The organism is Kosakonia sp. MUSA4, assembly GCF_013085925.1.
Lineage (GTDB): Bacteria > Pseudomonadota > Gammaproteobacteria > Enterobacterales > Enterobacteriaceae > Kosakonia > Kosakonia sacchari_B.
In genome coordinates, this window is record NZ_CP025697.1 from 2,366,042 (window position 1) to 2,390,057 (window position 24,016).

Consider the following 24,016-nt stretch of genomic DNA (forward strand, 5'->3'; position numbering starts at 1 on the left):
TGGCCCTTGTTACTCGCTGTAAGATTGATCCAGATCCCTGTTTGCCGCCGATTTTTACCCTTTTGCTCTCTGGCTGTGCGCCGCAGCGGCCAAACGGGTGGATAAAAAAGCGCCGCTCTGGTGCATAACTGGCCAATACAGTGCAGCCATTGCCCGGCAAAAAAACTGGCACAGCCTTCGCAATATCTCCGGTGATAGCCGCCTGTTCAGGGCGGATTTACACTTTTTCTCACAGGAGCACGCGATGGCTAACATTGGAATTTTTTTCGGTACCGATACGGGCAAAACCCGCAAGATTGCCAAAATGATCCACCAAAAACTGGGTGCGGCGGCCGATGCGCCGGTGAATATCAACCGTACCGATCTCGACACCTTTCTTTCTTATCCGGTACTGCTGCTGGGGACGCCGACGCTCGGCGACGGGCAACTGCCGGGGCTGGATGCTGGCTGTGAGGATGCGTCATGGGGAGAGTTTGTCGCCCAGCTTGAGAGCAACAGCCTGAGCGGCAAAACCGTGGCGCTGTTCGGTCTTGGCGACCAGGTAGGTTACCCGGATAACTTTGTCAGCGGCCTGCGCCCGCTGTATGAGGCGCTGAAAAACAGCGGCGCACAGATTGTTGGCCACTGGCCGAATGAAGGCTATGAATTCAACGCCTCATCGGCGCTGGAAGCGGATAAATTTGTCGGCTTAGTGATCGATCAGGACAATCAGTATGACCTGACCGACGAACGCCTGGATGCCTGGCTGGAAACGCTTAAACCGGTATTTTTGTAAGTGATATGGCCGGGTAACGCGGTTTACCCGGCAGCAACCTGACCGGTTCGACAGCCAGGCCTGATAAGCGTTAGCCATGTAGGCCTGATAAGCGTTAGCGCCATCAGGCAATGATAACGATGCTGAACGGTGAGCGCCGGATGGCGGCTGCGCCTTATCCGGCCTACGCGGGACCAACGGGTTCCAGCCATGTAGGCCTGATAAGCGTTAGCGCCATCAGGCATTGTTGTTCTGAAGGTGAAATTAATCTGCCACCACGCTGCGGGTTAACGCCGCCAGCCACTGGCGCTGGTACTGCTGCTGATTTTGCCGAATCAAATAGCCTCTGGCTTTTTCCAGCGCTTCCTCCTGCGGCATCGGCGCGGCGTCACGGATCGCTTCGCACCATAACAGATGCCAGCCGAGACGGGTTTCGATGGGCGCGCTGAGGCCATTTTCCGCCAGCGCAAACAGCGCGGCGTCGAGTTCGGGATAGAGCAACCCCTGGCTTATCCAGCCCAGACGTCCGCCCTCCAGCGCGCTGGGGCAGTGGGAGTAACGCTGCGCCAGCCGGGCAAAAGCCTGGCGCGAGGCGTTAATGTCCTGATGAAAACGGCGGATCTGGCGCTGTACTGCGGCATCGTCGTTATCGACGGTCAGCAGAATATGAGATGTCAGCCGCTGCGGCGGGCGCATAAACTGCGCCTGATGTTGTTGATACCAGGCCAGCACCTGCAAATCGTCCGGCAGCGGGGCGCGTCCGGCAACCTCGGTGAACTGTAACTCCATGCGGGCATGATGGCGGATCACCGTCTGCCGCTCGTCAGCAGAAAAATGCCCGTCATCCAGCCAGCTTGCCAGCGAGGTCGCGACACTCTGCAACACGCTATCCGGCAGGGGGTCACCGGCAGCAACTTCCACCACCGCCTGTTCCAGCTGGCACTGGCGGGTGAAGGCATCGTCAAACGCGGTTTGCTGATCGGCAGGAATGTGCTCCGGTTCGCACTGCCAGCGCGTCATTGCCAGCCGCCGCCGGGCGAAGCGTTGCCACGGCGTCATGCGTCGGCCTCCAGCAGGATCATGGCGCTGGCGGGCACCCGGAACCAGCGCCCGGAAAACGTGACAGTGTAACTCTCGCCGCTTTCGCCCTGGTCTGTTCCTTCAATACGGCCATGCTCTCCGGCGGCGATCACCACTTCGCCATTCACCGACAGCGGGTGGCGGCAGGCAACCCGATCGCCATACTGAAACTGCCCGGCGTGCCACGGCACAGAAAGCGGCAGTAGCTCCTGCTCGCGACAGCCAACCACCAAATCGTCATCGAGAAAATGCACCTGATAAATAATCTGATCCATCAAAAACGTGCCCCATTCGCGGACAAAACCGGTACTGCCGCGACGAACCAGCAGGTCGCCGCGCGCAAAGCCGCGCATGGTGCCGTCATTGCGAATGGCGCGGGTAACGCGCACCTCTTCGCCAAAATCGAATTTTTGTCTCATGAGGTATGCTCCGGAAGGTAGTGCTGATAGCTCTCCGTCAGCAACCGGCGCGCCAGCAGCCACGGGGCGCGGGGCGCCTCTTCAAGCAGATTGCGCAGCGGTACGTTTTGCCGCAGCCGCTGGTGAAACTCCCGCAGCACCGGAAGACAGCAGTGGCGCAGCACCAGCGGGTCATACGGCACGCTGAAGAATTCAAAAAAGGACTCGGCGGTATCAAGTTCATCCACGCCGGGGATTTGATAAAACCACTCCATCGTCAGCCCCTCGCAAAGTGTGCGGATTCCCCACACAGCGCATCGTAAAGTGCCACCAGCTCATCCTCTTTCGGTGTGCGTTTCCAGCACTCGGCAAAGCGGCGGATCGCCGGCAGCAGCAGATCGATTTGCAGGGTATCGAGGTGATACCCCATGCGGGCGAAGACACCATCCACCGCCTGGCGACCGGAGTGTTTGCCCAGCACCAGCCGGTACTCGCGCCCCATCAGCGCCGGATCAATCGCCTGATAACTTTCGCGATCGCGCAGCAGTGCGGCGACATGAACGCCGGATTCATGGGTGAACACCTGCGCACCGACCAGCGGCTGCTGCGGGTCAATCGCCCGCTGTGTCGCGTCGGCCACGGTCTGGCACAGGGACGGCAGGCGCGTAAAATCAACGCCGCAATCCCGTTGCAGGCAACGGCTCAGGCTCAGCGCAACGGTTTCCAGCGCGGCATTGCCTGCGCGTTCGCCAAGCCCCAGCACCGTAGTGTTGACGCTGGTGGCTCCGGCGCGTACCGCCGCCAGCGTATTGGCGGTCGCCAGCCCCAGATCGTTGTGCGCGTGCATTTCGATTTCGCCCGGCCAGTATTCGCCAAGCGCCTGGATGCGGGTGGTGGTGGTAAAGGGATCGAGCAGGCCGAGCGTGTCGGCGAAACGCAGCCGTTTCGCGCCCGCTTCGTGGGCGATATCGGCAATCTGGTTCAGCGTCTGATCGCTGGCGCGTGAGGCATCTTCACAGCCGACACAGACCTGCATTCCCAGCGTTCGCGCGTGTGCAATCAGCGTGCCCAGTTTATCGAGCAACTGCGGCAGAGGCTCGCGAAGCTTGTACTGGCGCAGCTTGTCTGAAGCGGGCAGGGAGATATCCACCCAGTCCATTCCGAGATCCGCGCTCTGGCGGATCTCGTCGCGGTTCATCCGGCACCAGGACATCAGCGTGGCGGCGGGCAAATGCTGGCGCACCTGCAAAATGCGCTGGCGCTCCTCGTCGCCCATCGCGGGGGTGCCGACTTCGAGCGCGGTAATGCCCGCCGCAAACAGCGCCTCGGCGATGGCGATTTTCTCGCTGGCGAGGAAAGCAACGCCAGGGCTTTGTTCGCCGTCGCGCAGGGTGGTGTCGTTGATAAGCACATTCATGCTCGCCGCCTTAGCCGTATAACGGCGCAAATGCCGATTCAGCCGCCCCGGGTTTTCCCTCCTGCCAGTAGGGCGAGAGCATCCGCAGACGGGCAATAATCGTTGGCAGGGTGTCGATCACGTAGTCGATCTCTTTTTCACGCGTGTAGCGCGACAGCGAGAAACGAATGCTGCCGTGCGCGGCGGTGTAAGGAATGTTCATCGCCCGCATGACATGCGAAGGTTCCAGCGAACCGGAGGTACAGGCGCTGCCGCTCGATGCCGCAATGCCCGCCTGGTTCAGCAGCAATAAGATGGCTTCCCCTTCGATAAACTCAAACGCCAGATTGGTGGTGCCGGGTACGCGCGGCTGGTTGCCGCCCATCACCATCACCGAAGGCACCTGCGCGATGAGTCCTTCCTGCAGCCGATCGCGCAGGTGCGCCAGCGAGGCGGCGCCCGGCAGATGGATCTGCGCCAGTTCGCAGGCCGTACCCATGCCGACAATCCCGGCAATGTTTTCCGTCCCTGCGCGACGTCCGCGCTCCTGATGGCCGCCGCGCAGCAGCGGACGAAAACGCGTTCCGCGCCGCAGATAGAGGCAGCCGACGCCTTTCGGCCCGTGCAGTTTGTGCGCCGAGCAGGAGAGCATATCGATCTGCGTGCGGCCAATATCCAGCGGAATTTTGCCAACCACCTGCACCGCATCGCAGTGGAACAGCGCGCCGTATTCCTGCGCCATGGCCGCCATTTCAATCACCGGAAACAGCACGCCGGTTTCGTTGTTCGCCCACATCACGCTCACCACCGCCACCCGCGGGCTGAGCGCCTGGCGGTACTGCTCCATATCCAGCGCGCCGTCGCTATTCACGCCAATGCGGTGGATCAGGTAACCCTGGCGCTCCAGGTGTTCGCAAACGGCGAGCGTGGCCGGGTGCTCCACCGCGGTGGTGATGATTTCCCGGCGCTCCGGCATCAGTTCAACGCAGGCGTGCAGCGCGGTTGACGTGGCTTCGGTAGCGCAGGAGGTGAAAATAATCTCGCTGGCATGATCGGCGCCAAGCAGGGCGGCAACCTGCTGGTGTGCGCGCTCAAGGGCCGCGCGGGAAGGCGTGCCGAAATCATGAATCGAAGACGGGTTACCATAATGCTCGGTCAGAAAGGGCATCATCGCTTCCAGTACCATCGGATCGATGCGCGTGGTGGCGTTGTTATCCAGATAAACCTGTTTCATCTTCTTCCCCTCGGTTAATACGCTGCGGCTTCAGCGGCCACGACTTCCATATAACAGCCGGTGCGTTCCATCAGTTTTTGCTGTAACCAGGCGAGCGTCATGTCGGTCATCATGCAGCCGCTACAACTGCCGGAGAGGCTGACCGTGACTTTATGATTTGCCACGCTGAGCAGCGCCATATCGCCGCCATCGGCCTGAATATGCGGACGCAGTTCGGTGATGGCATCAACCACTTCCTGCCAGTGCGGATCTTTGGTCGTCGCAACCGGCACGGCGACCTGCGGGTGCTGCGCCAGAATATCGGCCAGCGCCAGTTCGATTTTTTCATGGCATGAAGTACAGCCGCCGCCCGCTTTGGTGTAGTTGATCACCTCTTCCAGCGTGGTCAGCCCGTTGCTGAGCACCGCACGGCGAATCTGTCCTTCATCCACGCCAAAGCACTTACAAATCAGTGCGCCTTCTTCGTGGTCATCTTCCAGCGTTTCACCGCGGTAGTTGGCGATGGCCGCGCGCAGCGCTTCCTGGCCCATGACCGAGCAGTGCATTTTTTGCGGCGGTAAACCGTCAAGATAATCGGCAATCTGTTGGTTAGTGACCTGTTCGGCCTGCGCCAGCGTGCGGCCGATAATCAGTTCCGTTAAGGCGGAAGAAGAGGCAATTGCGCTGCCGCAGCCAAAGGTCTGAAACCCGGCCTCAAGAATGGTTTCATCTTGCGGATCCACTCGCAGCATCAGCCGTAACGCATCGCCACAGCTTAACGATCCCACATCACCCACGGCGTTGGCGTTTTCCACCACCCGGGCGTTACGGGGATTAAAAAAATGATCTTTCACTTTCTCGGAGTAATTCCACATGCTTTTGGCTCCCAGTATGTATGACGGAACGCGCCGGAGCGCATTACACCGCGTCAATCAACAGCGGGTAATATCGTTCAAGCAAAAGCAGTACCAGAAGATGAAATCGTTATATTTCAATGGGATGATTTTGATGCCTGACATAAAACCGCGAACTATGTCGCAGTTTTATGTTGGCTTTGTCACAGAGCTGACACAGAAAAGGAATTAGCGCTCATCCTCTTCCTGCCACTCATCCTCCTCCAGCAGCCCGGCGAAGCGATCGGGATTGCGGCTGCGCGCACTTCTTCGCTGCTCTTTGTCGTACCAGTAGTGTTGGATTTCCTGCAACAGCCCGACAATCGTCGTCTCTGCCGGAACGCGCACCGCGCGCACGCCGACCTGCAAAAGCTGGCGAAAAACCGCCTCGCCGATCGCCACGCAGTAGAGCGTTACGCAATCTTCCAGCGCGTTAATCCGGCTGGTTAGTTTCTCTTGCTGATGGCCGGGCAGTACCGAGAAATCCACCACCCGCAGCAGGGTGACGTCATCCTCTTTGACGCCGTACACCACCAGCCGCGGCGTGGCGCCAAAATGCTGATCAACATGGTGGTAATCGGAACTGGCAAAGGCCACTCTCATCGACCATTCGCTGTCGCAGATGGTGCTGAATTGTCGGTTAACATGTTGCATAGTCACCTCCCGAAGATGCGGGTTCGTAAAAACGCTGGCGCAGCGGCGAGTGATAAGCGGCAAGATGATGGTGGCGATCGCGCAGCGCATTCGCCAGCTCAAACAAGGTGTCGCGCATTCCGGCGTAACCCTGGCGCACGCGGCGAAATTCGCCCAGACGGTCGAACAGGGGGAAACCGGCGCGCACCAGCGGAATGTCGAACTGCCCGGCCAAATCAGCGGCGTGAGAATTAGAGACGAGCAGCGATGCAGGCGTATCGCACAACAGATCCTGCATATCCTCCAGATCGCCGATGATGACTTTTTCGACCGGCAGATCCTGCAACCCTTTCTGGCTCACCGGCGCGACCACCGGGCCGGGAACCATGCCCATATCGCGGGCGAAATCGCACCAGGCAGCGAGCAAATCGCCCTCGGCGGCCAGCGCGACGGGCGCGCCCTGCAACCACATATGACAATCGATCATCGCATCCTGCAACTGCCCGCGCTGGCGCTCGATCCACGCCGGAACATCGCGCCCGGAAAGGCGCTTCAGTTGATGAATAAACGTATCGCACTGGCTCATGGTCATCAGGTGAGGCAGCGTGACGACCTCCGCATGGCTGCGCTGCGCCAGCAACTGCGCGGCGCGGGAGAGGGAAACGCCAATGGCGAAAGTGCCGAGGCTCTGTCCCATCTGTTCAATCAGCCGCAAGCTGCTGCCGCCCTGGGTAATCGGCGAGAAATCCCCGCTGGCGAGATGGCCGTCCAGCGACTGGGAGAGATCCGGCACCATCACCGGTTGCAGGCCAAATGCCTCGACATAGCTGCGCAGCAGTTCGACATCGCCCGGCGTCAGCAAATGGCTGAGCAGCAGGTTCACGCGGCGATTGCGCACGCCCGGCTGCGGTTTTTCCGGCACCCACTGTTCAACCATGCTTTCCAGCACCGCGCTGTAGCCGTTTTCCAGGCTGCCGTAAAAATCCGGCGTGTTGACGGTCAGCAGCGCCACCCCTTTATGGCGCGGGAATTCATCGCGGAACTGGCGCACCACGCGCGAAATATCGCTGCCCTGCGCCTCGGAAAGGCCGGTGCTCAGCAGAACAATTGCTTTCGGATTATTGCGTGAGCACAGCACATTCAGCGCGGTAAAGATGTTCTCATCGGCGCCCATAATGGTCGATGTCGGGTCCATTGCCGTTGATTGCAGCGGGATCGGATCGTGAAAATGCTGGATAAAAAAGACCTTCGCGAAGGCGCTGCACCCCTGAGCGCCATGAACCAGCGGAATGCTCTGTTCAAAACCCATGCTCGCCAGAATCGCGCCCAGCGGCTGGCCACTTTTTACCGGGCTGACGGCCAGCGGCTTTTTACTACGGATAATTTCTGCCATTGCGGGCTCCTTATTGCCACGGTGCGCGGGAATGGGTTTGCGGCCAGACCGGGCTTTCCATGGTCAGGCAGAGCTGTTCGGCCAGCGTGACAATGCCGCGGTAACCGGCAAAGGCGTGCTCGCGCTCCTGATTGATATCGAGGAACGGCAGCCGCGCTTTGTAGGCGGTGTACATATTGCGTCCCCCGGCGATCATCATGTCCGCCTGATAGCGGTAAACCACATCCAGCAGCGAGCGGGCGTTGCCTTCATCCAGCATCAGCGCGTCGGCACCCATCAGTTCGCGGATACGCTGTTTATCCTCTTCGGTGGATTTGCGTGTGCCGGTCGCCACCACTTCCATGCCCAGATCCTGGAGCGCCGAGACCACCGACCAGGATTTCACGCCGCCGGTATAGAGCAACGCTTTGCGCCCGCGCAGGCGCTCGCGCAGCGGGGCCAGCGCCTGCTCTGTTTGCTGCTCTTCGCGGGCGATGATCTGTTCGGTGCGCTGCATCAGATCGCGGTCTCCGGTCAGCGCCGCCAGTTGACGCAGGGCGTCAGAGGTGGCGCGAACACCATAAAAACTGCCTTCAAACCACGGCGTGCCGTAGCGCTGCTCCAGCGAGCGGGCGACGTTGATCAGCGCCCTGGAACAGACCAGCATATTGACCTGCGCCCGGTGCAGCGTCTGGATTTCACTGAAGCGCCCGTCGCCGGAGAGGCTGCCGAGCACGCGAATGCCCAGCTCATCGAGCAGCGGCTGAATGTGCCAGAACTCCCCGGCAATATTGAACTCGCCAATCAGCCCAATATCGTGGCGGTGCGCCGGGGTAAACGGCGTATCTTCCGGCCACGGCGCGGGTTCACGCCCGCCAATCACCTTTTTCACCATCACTTCCCCGGCCAGCCGGTTGCCGAGATTTTTGCTGCCGTAGAACCCGGCGACATCAACGGCAATCACCGGTACGCCGGTGGCGGTTTCTGCCGCCTGACAGACGGCGTCGATATCGTCGCCCTCCATCGCCGGGACGCAGGTGTTATAGATAAAGACGGCGGCCGGATGGTAGCGGTTGACGATGTGGCGCACGGCATGGAACAGGCGGCGCTCGCCGCGCCCCATAATCACATCCTGTTCGCTCAGATCGGTGGTAAAACCCAGCCGGTTGATCGCCGGGCCGGAGCTGAAGCTGCCGCGGTTATCCCATGAGCTACCGGTACAACCAATGGGGCCGTGCACCAGGTGGGCAACATCGGAGAGCGGCAGCAGAGTGATCTGCGCACCGTCAAAGGCGCAGCCGCCCGCCGTCGCGCCGGGTTTCGGCGCGCTGCAGCCGGATTTCTGTTTATGGTTGTGCTCGCAGGCAGGTTCATCGAGCAAAGCCAGGATCTCGTTCCCCTTCATCTTCACCTCATCATCTGGTTGGGTTGTAGCAGAAGGTGCAATTCGCGAGCCAGCAATGAGTGATTGATTTTTAAGAGAAAAAAAGTGTCGGTTTTGCAACAAAGCAGACAATTGGCGCAATGTTCACGCAAAAAAAATCCCCCGAAGGGGATGAATTCAGAACACCCGTTCTTCCAGCGGGTTGGCACGCTCCAGGCGTTTTGCCAGCCACGGCGGCAGCTGCCCGTTGAGCAGCGTTTTGATGGCGTCGCACTGCGAGCTAATGGTCTGGCCGGGGGCGACTTTCATCGGATGGATATTGTGGCGGATCAGGCGGGCAGCGGCGGGGCCGCCAATCGCTTCGCAAAACAGCAGATGGCAATCGCCGAGCAGTTGCGCGCGGCTTTCGTTGGGCTCTTTGTCCTGCGGGCTGGCGGCGTAACGGCGTAAGTCATACAGCCAGCCGCCCTGGTCATCAAAGGCATAAATAAAAAACAGCCGCCCCTGGCCGAAATGGCCGTTGATTGCCAGCCCATCCTGCGAACAGAAGGCGACAATCAACTGCGGGCGACGCGCGGCGTGATCGATCACGCGCAAATGGGCAGGCAGATCGCCTTTCAGGCAGGCTTTTACCCGCGCCCAGCGCCCGGCGGACATTAATGCTTCCTCATGCGGAAAGCGCTGCTCCAGCTGGCGTTGATCCAGCGAGGCCAGCAGCTCCGGCGTCAGCGCCTCATCGCAGTCGCCAGTCAGCCACGCCATGATTTGCGCGGGTTGCAGTTCCGGCAGCGCCTGAAACAGCGCCAGCATCCGCCAGAAAAGGGTATCGTTGTCGGACATGACTCATCTCCTTATACCAGGGCGTCGCGGGTGGCGCGCAGGCTGATGGGAAATGAGGGCCGTCCGGGTTGCAGATTGACGTAATAGCGGCGACCGCCCTCAAGAGAAATTGCTCCGCCCCAGCGTTCCGGGGAGTCGTGCTCAATGTCCAGGATTTTCGCTTCCAGATCCTGTTTAGCGATATAACAGTAGAGATCCGCGCCGCGCTGGCGAATAGTAACGACCGGCATAGTGCCTCCCTGAGCCCCGCGCAGGGCGGGGCTGTAATGGTTAACGGATAAGATCGAAGCTGTAGTCGGTTTTGCCGAGCTTGATGGTCTCTCTGTCGACTTTCTCCAGCACCGCATTGACCAGCGTGGTGAGGATACTCATGGCCCCTTCGTAACCCCAGGTGGTCTGGCGGTGCAGATGGTGGCGATCGAACAGCGGGAACCCAAGGCGGATCAGCGGCACTTCAAACTGCTCACCCTTCGCCAGCGTATCGCGCTGGATAAACTTGGCGTAGGAGTTGCCGATCATAAAGTCCGGCTGACGGGTAAACATCAGCGAGCGGAAATGCCACAGATCGCAGTTGATAAAGACTTCGCTCTCTTTACCGTACGGCGAGGCTTCAAGCATTTTCTTCATCGCTTTCTGCCAGCGTTTGCTGCCGTTATGGCACAGAATCACCGTCGGTTCGCAGCCCAGTTCCAGCAGGAAGCGGGTCAGCCCCATGACAAAATCCGGGTCGCCGAACAGGCCGAATTTCTTGCCGTGCAGCCAGGTGTGGGAGTCGAGCATCATGTCCACCAGCCGACCGCGTTCCAGCGCTAAGCTATCCGGAATGGCTTTGCCGGTTAACTGGCTTACCGTCATCAGCAGCTCGTCGGTGCCGGCCAGCCCCATCGGGATTTGCACTTCGGTCGCGGGCTGGTTCCAGCTTTCCTGCACCACTTTTTTGGTTTTCACCAGTTGCCAGGGTTGCAGCAGCAGGGTGTCGATAGCGTCAGGCGCTTCGCGCATCTCCTGCTGGGTCGTACCGCCCGCATACATGTGGTAATGCCCGTCAGCCGGGGTATCCAGCACTTCGGAAGGATCGGAAAGCAGGCTGCACGGCACGTCCATTTGCTCCATCATGCGTTTCAGCACGCGGAAATTGCCGAGATAGGTTTCAAATCCGCTGACCAGATTGATACGCGGTAACTTACCCGGTTGCCCGCTGTAATCGGCGGTAAAGGTGCGGGCGAAGCCCTCAAACATATTGTCCCAGCCGGTGATATGGCTGCCGATAAAGCTTGGCGTGTGCGCGTAAGGCACCGGGATCGCCGCGTCGATAAAGCCGTCTTTTTTGGCGTTAGCAATAAACGCCTGCAGGTCGTCGCCGATGACCTCCGCCATACAGGTGGTGGAGACGGCAATGATTTCCGGCTTGTAGAGGGCGCTGGCGTTCTGCAACCCGGTGTTCAGGTTGTTGTTACCGCCGAAAACCGCCGCATCTTCCGTCATCGAGTCAGAAACACAGGCAATCGGCTCTTTAAAGTGACGGTTAAAATAGGTGCGGAAATAGGCCACGCACCCCTGGGAGCCGTGAACATACGGCAGGGTATTGGCAAAGCCCAGCGAGCACAGTACCGCACCCAGCGGCTGGCAGGCTTTGGCCGGATCGATAGTCAGCGCTTCGCGTTGAAAGTTAAGCGCTTCATACTCGGCGGTAGTGGTCCATTGAAAGACCTCCTGCACGCGCGCCGGATCGTGGGCCTCTTCCAGTTGCCGCTTATCTTTAAACAGCATCTGGTACGCATCCTGTTCAAACAGCGGATGACAGTTTTGAATTTTCTCAGCACTTTGGCTCATGGTGTTCTCCTCCCGCGCCACAAATCGGTGAACAGACGGGATAGCAGGATTAAAATCAGGCGGATTTCAGCCACGGCGCGGTCAACTGGCCCCACGCGGGGTTGTTGATCGTCATATCCATATCGCGGGCGAAGATGGCAAAGCCGTCATAACCGTGATAGGGGCCGGAGTAATCCCAGGAGTGCATCTGGCGAAACGGCACGCCCATTTTCTGGAAGATGTACTTCTCTTTGATGCCGGAGCCGATCAGATCCGGCTTCAGCGCTTTGACAAAGGCTTCCAGTTCATAACTGCTGGCATCGTCGAACAGCAAGGTGCCTTCTTTCAGGTCCGGCAGGGTGCGGTCGTAGTCATCGTTGTGGGCGAATTCATAACCCGCAGCGATAATTTCCATCCCCAGATCTTCATAAGCGCCAATCACATGGCGGGGACGTAAACCGCCCATATACAGCAGCACTTTGCGGCCTTCCAGACGCGGGCGGTATTTGGCGATGATGGCGTCGTTCTGCGCCTGATATTTGGCGATCACCGCTTCGGCGTTGGCGCGAATGGTGTCATCGAACATATCGGCGATTTTGCGCAACGACTCGGCGACTTTGGTCGGGCCGAAGAAGTTGTACTCCATCCACGGAATACCGTGTTTTTCTTCCATATGGCGGGAGATGTAGTTCATTGAGCGGTAGCAGTGCACAAGGTTGAGTTTGACGAACGGCGTGTTCTCCATCTCAACCAGCGTGCCGTCGCCTGACCACTGCGCCACCACGCGCAGGCCCATCTCTTCGAGCAAAATGCGCGACGCCCAGGCATCGCCGCCGATGTTGTAATCGCCGATAATCGCCACGTCATAAGGACCGGCTTCAAACGGCTTGCCTTCGCGGTTATCCAGCACCCAGTCGCGGATCACGTCGTTGGCAATGTGGTGACCGAGTGACTGGGAAACGCCGCGAAAACCTTCGCAGCGCACCGGAATAACCGGTTTATTGATGGCTTTGCGGCTGGCGTTGGCAACGGCTTCAATGTCGTCGCCAATCAGGCCGACCGGGCATTCGGACTGAATGGAGATCCCTTTAGTTAGCGGGAACAACGTCTCCATCTCTTCAATCAGTTTGGTCAGCTTTTTATCGCCGCCAAACACGATATCGCGCTCCTGAAAATCGGAGGTAAAGTTGAGCGTACCGAAGCTATCCACACCGCTGACGCCGGTGTAGTAGTTACGCCGCCCGGCGCGGGAGTACTGACCGCAGCCGACCGGGCCGTGGGAGATATGGGCCATATCTTTGATCGGCCCGAATACCACCCCTTTAGAACCGGCGTAAGAGCAACCGCGCACGGTCATTACGCCGGGCTGCGACTTACGGTTGGAGATGATGCATTTCCCGACGCTTTCCATCTCCGGGTCGCTCACCATCATGTGCTTTCTGCGTTCTTTGCGCGTTTTCTCCGGAAAGATCTCCAGCACTTCCTGGATGATCTCCAGATTACGTTCGCCTGTTGCATTGCTCATAGTCGTCTTCCTGTAGGCGGGCGTGCATCAAACCGCGTTTTCTTCTGCGGCGGTTTTACCGATAATGCTGGTGTCTTCCACATCCATAATGCCGAATTCCATCAACAGCTCTTCCAGTTCGTCCATGGTGATGGGCGTTGGCACGACCATTTTGGTGTTGTTGACGATCTTGTTCGCCAGCGTGCGGTATTCGTTGGCCTGGTTGCACTTCGGATCGTACTCAATCACCGTCATACGGCGGATTTCAGCGCGCTGCACGATGTTGTCGCGCGGCACGAAGTGGATCATCTGGGTGCCGAGTTTTTCTGCCAGCGCCATGATCAACTCATCTTCGCGGTCGGTCTGACGGGAGTTACAGATCAGCCCGCCAAGGCGCACTTTGCCGGATTTGGCGTATTTCACGATGCCTTTAGAGATGTTGTTGGCGGCGTACATCGCCATCATTTCGCCGGAGCAGACGATGTAGATCTCCTGCGCTTTGTTTTCGCGAATCGGCATGGCGAAACCCCCACACACCACGTCGCCCAGCACGTCATAAAAGACGAAATCGAGGTCGGGAACATAGGCGCCTTCTTCTTCCAGGAAGTTGATGGCGGTAATCACCCCGCGACCGGCACAGCCAACGCCTGGTTCCGGGCCGCCGGATTCTGCGCAGCGCACATCGCCGTAACCGATTTGCAGCACATCTTCCAGCTCCAGATCTTCCACGGAACCGACTTCAGCCGCCATCTCCATAATGGTGTTCTGCGCTTTCGCATGCAGGATCAGACGGGTGGAGTCTGCTTTCGGGTCGCAGCCGACGATCATTACTTTCTTGCCCATCTCCGCCAGCGCGGCGACCAGGTTTTGCGTGGTGGTGGATTTACCGATACCACCTTTGCCGTAAATGGCACATTGACGCATGGTCATGGTGTTTCTCCTGTTGGTTGTGTGAGTGGCAATTGCCTCACTCTGTTGTGCAGGGAACATACCAGCCGTGCCATTTCATTTAATTTGTTGATTTTAAAGGTATTGGTGTTTTCGCTGTCGCAAAAAGAGGGACAAAGAGTAAACAATCGCCTTACCAATTGTTCGAAACAGAACAATTCCGCACATCGTTTCTGTACGTCGGGGTACCACCCACGCCGGTGCGACACTTTGTCGGCAGTTCAACAGGATGTCGCGTCCACTGTCTTGTTTCATGCAACCGTTTTGGCATGGTTGCCGGTAATGCTTTGTTTATAAAGGGATAAATGAGCTGGCACAGGCTGTGCAACGGCTGTAGGGAGATGACCTCTTACAGTCGAGGAATGAGCAATGTCCGGAAAGATGAAAACAATGGATGGCAACGCGGCAGCGGCATGGATTTCGTATGCCTTTACTGATGTCGCCGCGATTTACCCCATTACCCCCTCAACGCCGATGGCGGAAAACGTCGATCAGTGGGCGGCTGACGGCAAGAAAAACCTGTTTGGCCAGCCGGTGCGTTTAATGGAGATGCAGTCGGAAGCGGGCGCCGCTGGTGCCGTACACGGCGCGTTGCAGGCCGGGGCGCTGACCACCACCTATACCGCTTCGCAGGGGCTGCTGTTAATGATCCCCAATCTGTACAAAATCGCCGGTGAGCTGCTGCCCGGCGTGTTTCACGTCAGCGCCCGCGCGCTGGCAACTAACTCGCTGAACATTTTCGGCGATCATCAGGATGTGATGGCGGTTCGCCAGAGCGGCTGCGCGATGCTGGCGGAGAGCAACGTTCAGCAGGTGATGGATCTCTCGGCGGTGGCGCACCTTTCTGCCATTAAAGGCCGCGTACCTTTTATTAACTTCTTTGACGGTTTTCGTACTTCTCACGAGATCCAGAAAATCGAAGTGCTGGAGTATGACGATCTGGCGCCGTTGCTGGATACCGACGCGCTGAACCGCTTTCGCCGCAACGCCCTGAACCCGGATCATCCGGTGATTCGTGGTACCGCGCAAAACCCCGATATCTATTTCCAGGAGCGGGAAGCGGCCAACCGCTACTACGATGCGCTGCCGGAGATCGTCGAAAACTACATGGCGGACATCTATCGCCTGACGGGGCGCGAATACCACCTGTTTGATTACTACGGCGCTGAAGATGCCGATCAGATTATTGTGGCGATGGGTTCGGTATGCGACACCATTTCCGAAGTGGTGGACGCGCTGATCGACAGCGGTGAAAAAGTCGGCCTGGTGACGGTGCATCTGTTCCGGCCTTTTTCGCTGTCGCACTTCTTCGCCAAAATCCCGAAAAGCGTTAAACGTATTGCGGTGCTCGATCGCACCAAAGAGCCGGGCGCGCAGGCGGAACCGCTGTGTCTGGATGTGAAAAACGCCTTTTATCACCAGCATGACGCGCCGCTGATTGTTGGCGGGCGCTATGCGCTGGGCGGTAAAGATGTGCTGCCGGGGCATATTGTCTCGGTGTTTGAGAACCTGAAAAAACCGCTGCCGAAAGATGGCTTTACGGTGGGGATTTTCGACGATGTGACGCACACATCGCTGCCGGTGCCTTCGCATGAGGTCCACGTTTCCCGCGAGGGGATCACCGCCTGTAAATTCTGGGGGCTGGGTTCCGACGGTACGGTCAGCGCCAACAAGAGCGCCATCAAGATCATCGGTGATAAAACGCCGATGTATGCGCAGGCCTACTTTGCCTACGATTCGAAAAAATCCGGCGGCATTACCGTTTCGCATCTGCGTTTTGGCGAACGGCCGATTACCTCGCCGTATCTGATCCACCGCGCGGATTTTATCGCCTGCTCGCAGCAATCCTACGTCGATAAGTACGATCTGCTGGAAGGGCTGAACTCTGGCGGTACCTTCCTGCTGAACTGCACCTGGTTTGGTGAAGAGCTGGAAGCGCGGCTGCCAAACAGTATGAAGCGCTATATCGCCCGCGAAGGGATCCGTTTTTACACCCTCAATGCGGTGGATATCGCCCGCAAGCTGGGGCTGGGCGGGCGCTTTAATATGCTGATGCAGTCGGCATTCTTCAAACTGGCGGGGATTATTGATCCGCAAGCGGCGTCTGATTATCTGAAACAGGCGGTCGAGAAATCCTACGGCAGCAAAGGGCAAAAAGTGGTGGATATGAACAATGCCGCCATTGATCTGGGGATGGAAGCCATTCAGGAAGTGATGGTGCCGGAACGCTGGGCGACGCTGGAAGATGACGTAGTGGAAGAGACGCGGATGATGCCGGATTTTATCCGCGACATCCTCGAACCGATGAACCGGCAGAACGGCGACAAACTGCCGGTCAGCGCCTTTGTCGGTATGGAGGACGGAACATTCCCGACGGGAACTGCGGCGTGGGAGAAACGCGGCATTGCGTTGCAGGTGCCGGTGTGGAACCCCGAAGGCTGTACCCAGTGCAATCAGTGCGCCTTTATCTGCCCGCATGCCGCCGTTCGCCCGGCGCTGCTGCATCAGGAAGAGCGCGAGGCTGCGCCGGTCGCGTTGTTGAGTAAAGCGGCGCAGGGGGCGAAAGAGTACGACTATCATCTGGCCATTTCGCCGCTCGATTGTTCCGGCTGCGGCAACTGCGCTGATATCTGCCCGGCGAAGGGCAAAGCCCTTACGATGCAGCCGCTGGAGAGCCAGTTAGCGATGCAACCGGTGTGGGATTATGCGCTGGCGCTGTCGCCCAAAAGCAATCCGTTCAACAAAACCACGGTCAAAGGCAGCCAGTTTGAAACCCCGCTGCTGGAGTTTTCCGGTGCCTGCGCGGGCTGCGGCGAAACTCCGTATGCGCGGCTGGTGACGCAGTTGTTTGGCGATCGCATGATGATCGCGAATGCTACGGGTTGTTCGTCGATTTGGGGGGCCAGCGCGCCGTCAATTCCCTGGACCACCAACCATAAAGGGCAAGGCCCGGCGTGGGCTAACTCGTTGTTTGAAGATAACGCCGAGTTTGGTCTGGGGATGATGCTCGGCGGTCGCGCGGTGCGCGAACAACTCGCCAGTGATGCGATGGACGCGCTGGCTGCGCCGCACAGCGAAGCATTACAGCAGGCGTTGCGCCAGTGGCTGGAGAGCAAAGATCGCGGTGAAGGTACGCGCGAGCGCGGCGAGCAACTGAGCGCGCTGCTGGCGCAGGAGAAGGGCGACGATCCGCTGCTGAACCGCATGTACCAGAACCGCGACTATTTCGCTAAACGTTCGCAGTGGATTTTTGGCGGCGACGGCTGGGCGTATGACATCGGTTTTGGCGGCCTCGATCATGTGCTGGCTTCCGGCGAGGATGTGAATATCCTGGTGTTTGATACCGAGGTGTACTCCAACACTGGCGGGCAGTCGTCGAAATCGACGCCGGTGGCGGCGATTGCCAAGTTTGCCGCCGAAGGCAAACGGACGCGCAAAAAGGATCTCGGCATGATGGCGGTGAGCTACGGCAATGTGTATGTCGCGCAGGTGGCGATGGGCGCGGATAAAGCCCAGACGCTGCGGGCTATTGCCGAAGCGGAGGCGTGGCCTGGCCCGTCGCTGGTGATCGCTTATGCGGCCTGTATCAACCACGGTCTGAAAGCCGGGATGGGTTGCAGTATGCGCGAAGCAAAACGCGCGGTGGATTCCGGTTACTGGCATCTGTGGCGCTATAACCCACAGCTGATGGCGAAGGGCAAGAATCCGTTTATTCTCGACTCCGACGAACCGGAGGAGAGCTTCCGCGACTTCCTGATGGGCGAGGTGCGTTACGCCTCGCTGGGCCGCACTGCGCCGGAGCTGGCGGATCAACTCTTCGAGCAAACCGAACAGGACGCAAAGCAGCGTTTCGCGCAGTATCAGCGAATGGCGGGGGAGTAAACGATAAATTCTCCCCGGTAATGTTGCGCTTACCGGGGATTGGGATAACGAAGAAACGCCATGCAGTAATACGCATGGCGTTATTTTTTGGTATTCCGGTATATCTGCACCACGACGTTATTGGGGGATCTGGTGTTGTAGAGCGTGACCACATCTTTCGATTGCCCGCTTCGCCAGCATTCCGCTTTTGTTTCACATTGTGTTTGCGGTTCGTAACCCGCAGCGGCCAAATACTCACGAATTTTCTGCATATCGGTCGTATCTTCAAACCGAATGCCATACACAAAAGCCTGAGGGCCGCTGATATTCATATACTGAAACGTGTAGCTGTCGGAGATGCGGGGCATTCGCTTCAGCAGATCTGGCGTGTAGAACGCATACTCTTTTTCGTCGTTCTGCGTGTAATAAGCACTGCCTGCGAATTCCATTTTCACGTAAGGCCAGGAAAAAGCGGCGATGATAATGGTAATGATCGTCCTGATAACCATCCCTGTAACTCCATATATTAAATCAAATAATTCGCTGCTATTCTCTGGTCCACAATTATGCTTTGTTCTATGGTTATCAGATATTCTTTTGTGTCCTGAATTGCCTTAAGCCCCACCCATCTTTCCTCCGGAGTTTAAAGACCACCAGGATGAGACGAAAATAGATAAACTGTACTTTCATTGGGTTATAAGGAACATATTATGAAGTGTGCATTGGTTTATGACTTTGATGGCACTTTGGCTGACGGAGATTGTGCGCAACACGGCCTTATGCCTGCTTTGGGGATCAAGAATGTTGGCGCATTCTGGCAGGAGGTCAAACAACGCGCAGCAGAAAATGATGGCGATGAAATTCTTTCTTATCTTGGGTTGTTGGTTGAAAAGGCAGCTCAGACAAATCCAGATGAACTGAGCGTCAATAATCTCAAAAAGCATGGTAAATCCATTCCGCTCTATCCTGGGGTCGCGGGTTGGTTTGACCGGATTAACAAATATGCGGATGACAACGGGCTGCAACTCTCGCATTACATTATCTCCAGCGGGCTGGATGCGATGATTCGCGGAACGGCAATTGGTGACAAGTTTCGCATGATTTTCGCCTGTAAATATCACTATTCCGCAGAGGGCACTTCAGCTATCTGGCCCGCCCAGGCGATTAATTACACGACAAAAACACAGTTTCTTTTTCGCATAAATAAAGGGATTGATAATTCCTGGGATAATGAAGCGGTAAACAGATTTATCGAGCCTGAACTGCGAGAGATACCGTTTCAGCGAATGATTTATTTCGGCGATGGCGATACGGATATTCCGTCAATGAAAATGGTCCGCTATCAGGGCGGTGTCTCACTTGCCGTTTTTGATCAGGAGAAATGGAAGACAGCAAAAACGCAGGGAAAAGTTGAAAAATTAATAGCAGAGGAACGCGCCAATTATGTCGTACCTGCCATTTATGAAGAGGGCAGCCAGTTAGATGTCACGGTAAAAGGGCTACTGCAGTTGTTTAAGCGTAAGTACGCCAAGAAAGAGCTGTTGAGTAAATAATCCATCTAATGCTTGCTGCGCCGTCAGGGTGTTCTGATCCATGCCTGATGGCGCTACGCTTATCAGGCCTACTTAGACCGCGGTATCTGTAGGCCCGGTAAGCGTAGCGCCACCGGGCATGTTGCTGAATGAATACCCAATCAACCAGACTGCATTCACCGGCTCACATGCACCTGCGGCAGGTTGTTACGGATAAAGCTGCCGCCGAGCGCGCGTTCAAGCTGGGCGGCGAGCTGTAGCAACTGGCCGTCGTTGGCCTGGCGGGTTTGAAAATGCATGCCCAGTGGAATGCCGGACTGCTGCCAGGCGAGCGGGATTGAGATCCCGGCGGTGCCGGTCAGGCTGGCGAGCGGGGTGTAAGAAAAGATATCCCACAGGGTGTAGAACCAATCCATCACGTCCGGGTTATCGCTCAGCGTCAGGTATTTTTTCTCGCCCAGCATCGGCGTCGGTTTGGAGAACGTCGGCGTCAGGATCATGTCCCACTGCTGGAAAAAACGCCCCAAATCGCGCGATACGGTGTTAAAAGCGTCCTGCATTTTCCAGCGTTCGCTGTAGGACATATCAATGCCTTTCTGCCAGAGACGAATGTTGATCGGTTCCACCAGCGCCTCCGGCGGTGAACTGAGCCCTTTTTTCTCCAGCAGACGCTGAATAAACTGCGCAAAATTACTGATATAGCAGGTGGTTTGCGCCTCAAATGCCTGCGCGAAATCAACCTGCGGTGTCACCCATTCAACGTGGTGGCCCAGCTCTTCCAGCAAACGCACGGTGCGCTCCAGCTCGCTGACAAAATGCGCATCGGAACGGTAGTTGCCCCACTCGTGGGAGACGGCAATACGCAGCGGGGCAGGATCGTGCTTAATCATCTCGCTGTAGGGCTGTTTGCTTTCCCAGAAGGGCATAAACTCGCCCGGCGCGCCGCCCCGGCAACTGTCGATAAACCGCGCGGTGTCGCGAACGCTGCGGCTGACGCAACCCTGCGTGGAAACAAACCCGGTGATATCGGAGAGCGCCGGGGCGATGGATAACACGCCGCGCGAACTTTTTAGCCCAATCAGCCCGTGGGAACCCGCCGGGATGCGAATCGAGCCGCCGCCGTCCGTGGCATGCGCCAGCGGTACAATTCCTGCCGCCACCGAGGCGCAAGAACCGGCCGACGATCCGAAAGTGGTATAGGCCGGGTTCCAGGGATTACGGGTCACATAAACTTCCGGGTTTTCCACCGAGCCGCAAACACCAAACTCCGGCGTAGTGGTGCGGCCAATAATGTTCAGCCCGGCGGCGCGGATTTGCGTGGTGAGAAACGCATCTTCCGCCGGGCGGTTGCCCTGCATAAATTTCGAGCCTTGCTCCTGCAGACGGTTTTTCACGCCGGGGCCGAGATCTTTCATCAAAAATGGCACCCCGCGAAACGGGCCGTCGAGCCGCGTGCCATCGGTCTGCGGCGCGGCGATCGCATCATCAAACAGTTCCACCACGGAACCGATTTGCGGGTTGATCAGGCTGACGGCGGCCTGCGCCTGCTGCGCCAGTTCGGCGGCGCTGATCTCACCTTGTTGCACCCGTTCTGCCAGCGCAGTGGCATCGTGCGATGCCCATTCTTGCCAGTTCATGACGGTTTTCATTGTTTCCTCCTTGATTACTGAACGGTGGTGCGACGACGCGCCAGCAAAGGCTGCGAAGCTTTACGCTCTTTCAGCATGACGGTGGCGGCCAGACAGAGAATATTGGCGGCAATCAGGTAGTAACCGGGAGAAACCGGGTTGCCGGTGACCTTGATCAGCCATGAAAAGACAATCTGCGCGGTGCCGCCAAACAGCGTAATGCCAAAGGCGAAGGCGATAGAAAAGCCAGTAGAGCGCACATATTTTGGGAAGTTTTCGCACAGCACGACGAGCACGCCGGAACCGCTGATGCATTGCAGGGCGGCAAAGACGGTGATCACGCTGTAAAACACCATTTCGCTGCGCCAGGTGTTGATGATCTCAAGCCCCGGCAGTAACAACAGCAGCAGGATCAGACGCGGGGCGATGATGGTCATCTTTCTGCCAACGCGATCCGCCATCCAGCCGCCGACCAGCGAAAAGACCACCACGCAGACGCCAATCAGAATCGTCGACGCCATGGCGCTGCCCGGCGTAAACGCCAGTTCGTTGAGCGCGTAAGTGGTCATATAGTTGAGGAAATATTGGGTAATGGTGCTGCCGGAGAGGATAAAAATCCCGGTCAGTACCAGCCCGCGATAGTTCTTCACCACTTCGCCGAGCAGGCTGCCGGTGGAGTGGCTGGCCTCGCTGTTGTCAGACTGATACGTCTCGCGCAGATTGCGGCGCAGGTAGAGGGCAATAGGCAGGATCAGCAGTCCGAAAGCGAACGGCACGCGCCAGCCCCAGGCGGCGAGATCGTGCGGTGACAGCAATACCGTGAGCGTATAGCCAATCACGCCCGCGCTGATGCCTGCCAGACCCTGGGCGACAATCTGCCAGCTGGTGTAGAAGGCACGTTTGCCCGCGGGCGCGGCTTCCATAATAAACGTGGTTGCCGGGCCCGCTTCGCCGCCCCAGGCCAGCCCCTGCAACATGCGCACCAGTACCAGTAAAACCGGCGCGGCCATGCCAATGGTTTCATATCCCGGCAGGAAGACTAAGCCGCCGGTGCCGATGGTCATAAATACCATGGTTAATAACATTGCCGGTTTGCGCCCAACGCGGTCGGCGTAGCTGCCAATAAAAATGGCGCCCAGCGGGCGGACAATAAAGCCGATGCCAAATACCGAAACGGATAATAACAAACTGGTAAACGGATTATCCGAGGGAAAGAAAGCATGGCCGATCATCACGGCAAAGGTGGCGTAAGCGCTGAAATCAAAAAACTCGACGGCGGCACCCAGTACAACGGCGATCACTTCTTTACGCGTCGCTTTTGGCGGCGTAGCTGCGGGATTTATTTCGTTTGCCATAAACAGTCTTCCTCAGGGGTTGAGACGAATTAACAACATGGCTGAGATATAACAAGCACAGATAATGTTCACTATCACAATTGTGCAGGAGCAGTGCGTAAAAAATGTGCTCACTGAAGGGCGGGCAATATAAATAAGAAAATAGTATTACTTTCTCTAATTTCTTGAATTTTCTTAGTTTATTGTTTTTATCTGACGATCTGTATTGATCGCGAGAAAATAACCATCCCGGCTCTGCACTTAAACTGTGCTTTCATTTCGTTAGCAGTGCGCGAAATATTTTTCGCAAAATATATATCATCCTGATGATTATTAAACTGTTTTTTCTCCCTGCAAGATAAAAACCAATCCTGTTTTTGCACGATTATTGTTCGTCGTGCCTGTTTACAGTGCAGAGGCGAAGAAAAAATAAATGATTGCCCGGCTGATTTGTCAATCTGAACACCGGCGTAATAAGGTGGCAAAGGGTGTAATAACGGCAATACAGGGAGGGGAAAATATGCAATTACGCGCGCTGCGCTATTTTAGCCAGGTGGCGAAATCCAGTTCGTTGCGTGATGCCGCCGATAAATTGTTTGTCGCGCCGGGCGCTGTCACGCGGCAAATCGATATTCTGGAACACCACTATGGCGCGCCGCTGATCGAGCGCACGCCGCGCGGTATCAAACTGACGCGGGAAGGGGAGTTTCTCGCCCAGGCCGTGGATGCCACCTTACGCGAACTGGATGCGGTGAAAGAGCGCATCTCCAGTACGCAAAGCGTGGTGTCCGGCACGGTGCGTATCTGCGCGGCTGAGAGCCTGATCGCCGCGTTTATCGCGCCGGTTATCTGCACCTTCCGCCAGCGTTATCCTGCGGTTTCGTTTGACATTGATATTGGCAGTGCGCCGCATGTCGCCGAGCAATTAATAAGCGGTAAGGCCGATGTGGCGCTGGCGTTTTATATGCCGGTCAGCGCGGAATTGCAGGTGACGCACTACTGTGCGTTGCAGCATAAGGTGTTGATGGCGGCGCACCATCCGCTGGCGACGAAAAGCCTGCTGAGGCTCACCGATCTTGCGCGTCATCCGCTGGCTATTCCGCCTGCCAGCTATGCGGTGCGGCAACTGCTCGAATCCGCCGCCCGGCGGGAGAATTTGCATTTTGATTTGTGTTATATCGCCAGTTCGCTGGAAGTGCAGAAAGCGCTGGCGCGGCAAGGGCTGGCGCTGTTAATTCTGCCGCAACTGAACGTTAACGACACCACCGGGCACGAGGATTTTGTCGCCGTGCCGCTGGCGGATCCGCTGATGGGCACGGTGAAAGTGGATCTTTGCCTGCCGCGCCAGCGCACGCTGTCGATGGCGACGCGTATCTTCCATCAAATGCTGGCTGAACAAATTGACAGGCAGAATGGGTCGTTCCAATACTGAGG

At 57.4% G+C, this 24,016-nt stretch carries 22 protein-coding genes; 5 read left to right on the forward strand and 17 right to left on the reverse strand.

The annotated features are described in order from the left end of the window. Positions 1 to 244: 244 nt before the first annotated feature. Positions 245 to 775 (forward strand): flavodoxin, encoded by a 531-nt coding sequence (locus C0557_RS11320; protein WP_208658503.1) that lies wholly within the window; start codon positions 245 to 247, stop codon positions 773 to 775. Positions 776 to 1,018: 243 nt separating this feature from the next. Here the strand turns inward: C0557_RS11320 and nifM are convergent, their stop codons facing one another. From nifM to nifH, 14 genes are all read right to left on the reverse strand, one after another. Continuing rightward, positions 1,019 to 1,813, reverse strand: coding sequence for a nitrogen fixation protein NifM (nifM, locus tag C0557_RS11325; RefSeq protein WP_074779439.1), 795 nt, complete (start codon positions 1,811 to 1,813; stop codon positions 1,019 to 1,021). Continuing rightward, positions 1,810 to 2,253: a nitrogen fixation protein NifZ gene (locus C0557_RS11330; protein ID WP_208658504.1), complete on the reverse strand. Its 444-nt coding sequence runs from the start codon at positions 2,251 to 2,253 to the stop codon at positions 1,810 to 1,812. The genes nifM and C0557_RS11330 overlap by 4 nt, the downstream gene beginning before the upstream one ends. Then, positions 2,250 to 2,507 carry a nitrogenase-stabilizing/protective protein NifW gene (locus C0557_RS11335; RefSeq protein ID WP_074779443.1) on the reverse strand — a complete coding sequence of 86 codons (258 nt, stop codon included), beginning with the start codon at positions 2,505 to 2,507 and terminating at the stop codon, positions 2,250 to 2,252. Before C0557_RS11335 ends, C0557_RS11330 begins: the two co-directional genes overlap by 4 nt. Before the next feature lie 2 nt (positions 2,508 to 2,509). Next, positions 2,510 to 3,649: a homocitrate synthase gene (gene nifV / locus C0557_RS11340; protein WP_208658505.1), complete on the reverse strand. Its 1,140-nt coding sequence runs from the start codon at positions 3,647 to 3,649 to the stop codon at positions 2,510 to 2,512. Between the two features lie 10 nt (positions 3,650 to 3,659). Next, positions 3,660 to 4,862, reverse strand: a complete 1,203-nt coding sequence (gene nifS / locus C0557_RS11345) for a cysteine desulfurase NifS (RefSeq protein ID WP_074779447.1) — start codon at positions 4,860 to 4,862, stop codon at positions 3,660 to 3,662. A 14-nt stretch (positions 4,863 to 4,876) separates the two neighbouring features. After that, entirely contained in the window at positions 4,877 to 5,716 is an 840-nt protein-coding gene (gene nifU, locus C0557_RS11350; protein ID WP_074779449.1) for a Fe-S cluster assembly protein NifU, read from the reverse strand. Positions 5,717 to 5,923: 207 nt separating this feature from the next. Continuing rightward, positions 5,924 to 6,388, reverse strand: a complete 465-nt coding sequence (locus C0557_RS11355) for a NifB/NifX family molybdenum-iron cluster-binding protein (RefSeq protein WP_074779453.1) — start codon at positions 6,386 to 6,388, stop codon at positions 5,924 to 5,926. Continuing rightward, the gene (gene nifN / locus C0557_RS11360) at positions 6,375 to 7,760 is read right to left on the reverse strand and encodes a nitrogenase iron-molybdenum cofactor biosynthesis protein NifN (RefSeq protein WP_208658506.1); all 1,386 of its coding nucleotides are present in this window, start codon (positions 7,758 to 7,760) and stop codon (positions 6,375 to 6,377) included. The genes C0557_RS11355 and nifN overlap by 14 nt, the downstream gene beginning before the upstream one ends. A gap of 10 nt (positions 7,761 to 7,770) precedes the next feature. Next, the gene (nifE, locus tag C0557_RS11365) at positions 7,771 to 9,144 is read right to left on the reverse strand and encodes a nitrogenase iron-molybdenum cofactor biosynthesis protein NifE (RefSeq protein ID WP_208658507.1); all 1,374 of its coding nucleotides are present in this window, start codon (positions 9,142 to 9,144) and stop codon (positions 7,771 to 7,773) included. A gap of 156 nt (positions 9,145 to 9,300) precedes the next feature. Further along, entirely contained in the window at positions 9,301 to 9,963 is a 663-nt protein-coding gene (locus tag C0557_RS11370; protein ID WP_208658508.1) for a NifB/NifX family molybdenum-iron cluster-binding protein, read from the reverse strand. An 11-nt stretch (positions 9,964 to 9,974) separates the two neighbouring features. Then, positions 9,975 to 10,193 (reverse strand): putative nitrogen fixation protein NifT, encoded by a 219-nt coding sequence (gene nifT / locus C0557_RS11375; protein ID WP_043953580.1) that lies wholly within the window; start codon positions 10,191 to 10,193, stop codon positions 9,975 to 9,977. Between the two features lie 40 nt (positions 10,194 to 10,233). Next, a complete protein-coding gene (nifK, locus tag C0557_RS11380; protein WP_134350318.1) occupies positions 10,234 to 11,796 on the reverse strand; it encodes a nitrogenase molybdenum-iron protein subunit beta in 1,563 nt (520 codons plus the stop codon). Between the two features lie 55 nt (positions 11,797 to 11,851). Then, a complete protein-coding gene (gene nifD / locus C0557_RS11385; RefSeq protein ID WP_074779463.1) occupies positions 11,852 to 13,300 on the reverse strand; it encodes a nitrogenase molybdenum-iron protein alpha chain in 1,449 nt (482 codons plus the stop codon). A 27-nt stretch (positions 13,301 to 13,327) separates the two neighbouring features. After that, positions 13,328 to 14,209, reverse strand: coding sequence for a nitrogenase iron protein (nifH, locus tag C0557_RS11390; RefSeq protein WP_208658509.1), 882 nt, complete (start codon positions 14,207 to 14,209; stop codon positions 13,328 to 13,330). A 323-nt stretch (positions 14,210 to 14,532) separates the two neighbouring features. On the opposite strand from nifH, the gene C0557_RS27655 reads away from it, so the two are divergent. After that, positions 14,533 to 14,664, forward strand: a complete 132-nt coding sequence (locus C0557_RS27655; protein ID WP_371813250.1) for a hypothetical protein — start codon at positions 14,533 to 14,535, stop codon at positions 14,662 to 14,664. Then, positions 14,609 to 18,109: a pyruvate:ferredoxin (flavodoxin) oxidoreductase gene (nifJ, locus tag C0557_RS11395; RefSeq protein ID WP_371813251.1), complete on the forward strand. Its 3,501-nt coding sequence runs from the start codon at positions 14,609 to 14,611 to the stop codon at positions 18,107 to 18,109. Before C0557_RS27655 ends, nifJ begins: the two co-directional genes overlap by 56 nt. Positions 18,110 to 18,189: 80 nt before the next feature. On the opposite strand, the gene C0557_RS11400 is transcribed toward nifJ, so the two are convergent. Next, positions 18,190 to 18,537, reverse strand: a complete 348-nt coding sequence (locus C0557_RS11400) for a hypothetical protein (protein WP_253073833.1) — start codon at positions 18,535 to 18,537, stop codon at positions 18,190 to 18,192. Between the two features lie 261 nt (positions 18,538 to 18,798). On the opposite strand from C0557_RS11400, the gene C0557_RS11405 reads away from it, so the two are divergent. Continuing rightward, positions 18,799 to 19,641, forward strand: a complete 843-nt coding sequence (locus C0557_RS11405; protein WP_208658512.1) for a haloacid dehalogenase-like hydrolase — start codon at positions 18,799 to 18,801, stop codon at positions 19,639 to 19,641. A 155-nt stretch (positions 19,642 to 19,796) separates the two neighbouring features. Here C0557_RS11405 and C0557_RS11410 read toward each other — a convergent pair whose 3' ends face one another. After that, positions 19,797 to 21,269: an amidase gene (locus C0557_RS11410; protein ID WP_208658513.1), complete on the reverse strand. Its 1,473-nt coding sequence runs from the start codon at positions 21,267 to 21,269 to the stop codon at positions 19,797 to 19,799. Between the two features lie 14 nt (positions 21,270 to 21,283). Next, positions 21,284 to 22,603, reverse strand: a complete 1,320-nt coding sequence (locus C0557_RS11415) for an MFS transporter (protein WP_208658514.1) — start codon at positions 22,601 to 22,603, stop codon at positions 21,284 to 21,286. A gap of 499 nt (positions 22,604 to 23,102) precedes the next feature. On the opposite strand from C0557_RS11415, the gene C0557_RS11420 reads away from it, so the two are divergent. Beyond that, positions 23,103 to 24,014: a LysR family transcriptional regulator gene (locus C0557_RS11420; RefSeq protein ID WP_208658515.1), complete on the forward strand. Its 912-nt coding sequence runs from the start codon at positions 23,103 to 23,105 to the stop codon at positions 24,012 to 24,014. The last annotated feature ends 2 nt before the right edge of the window (positions 24,015 to 24,016 follow it).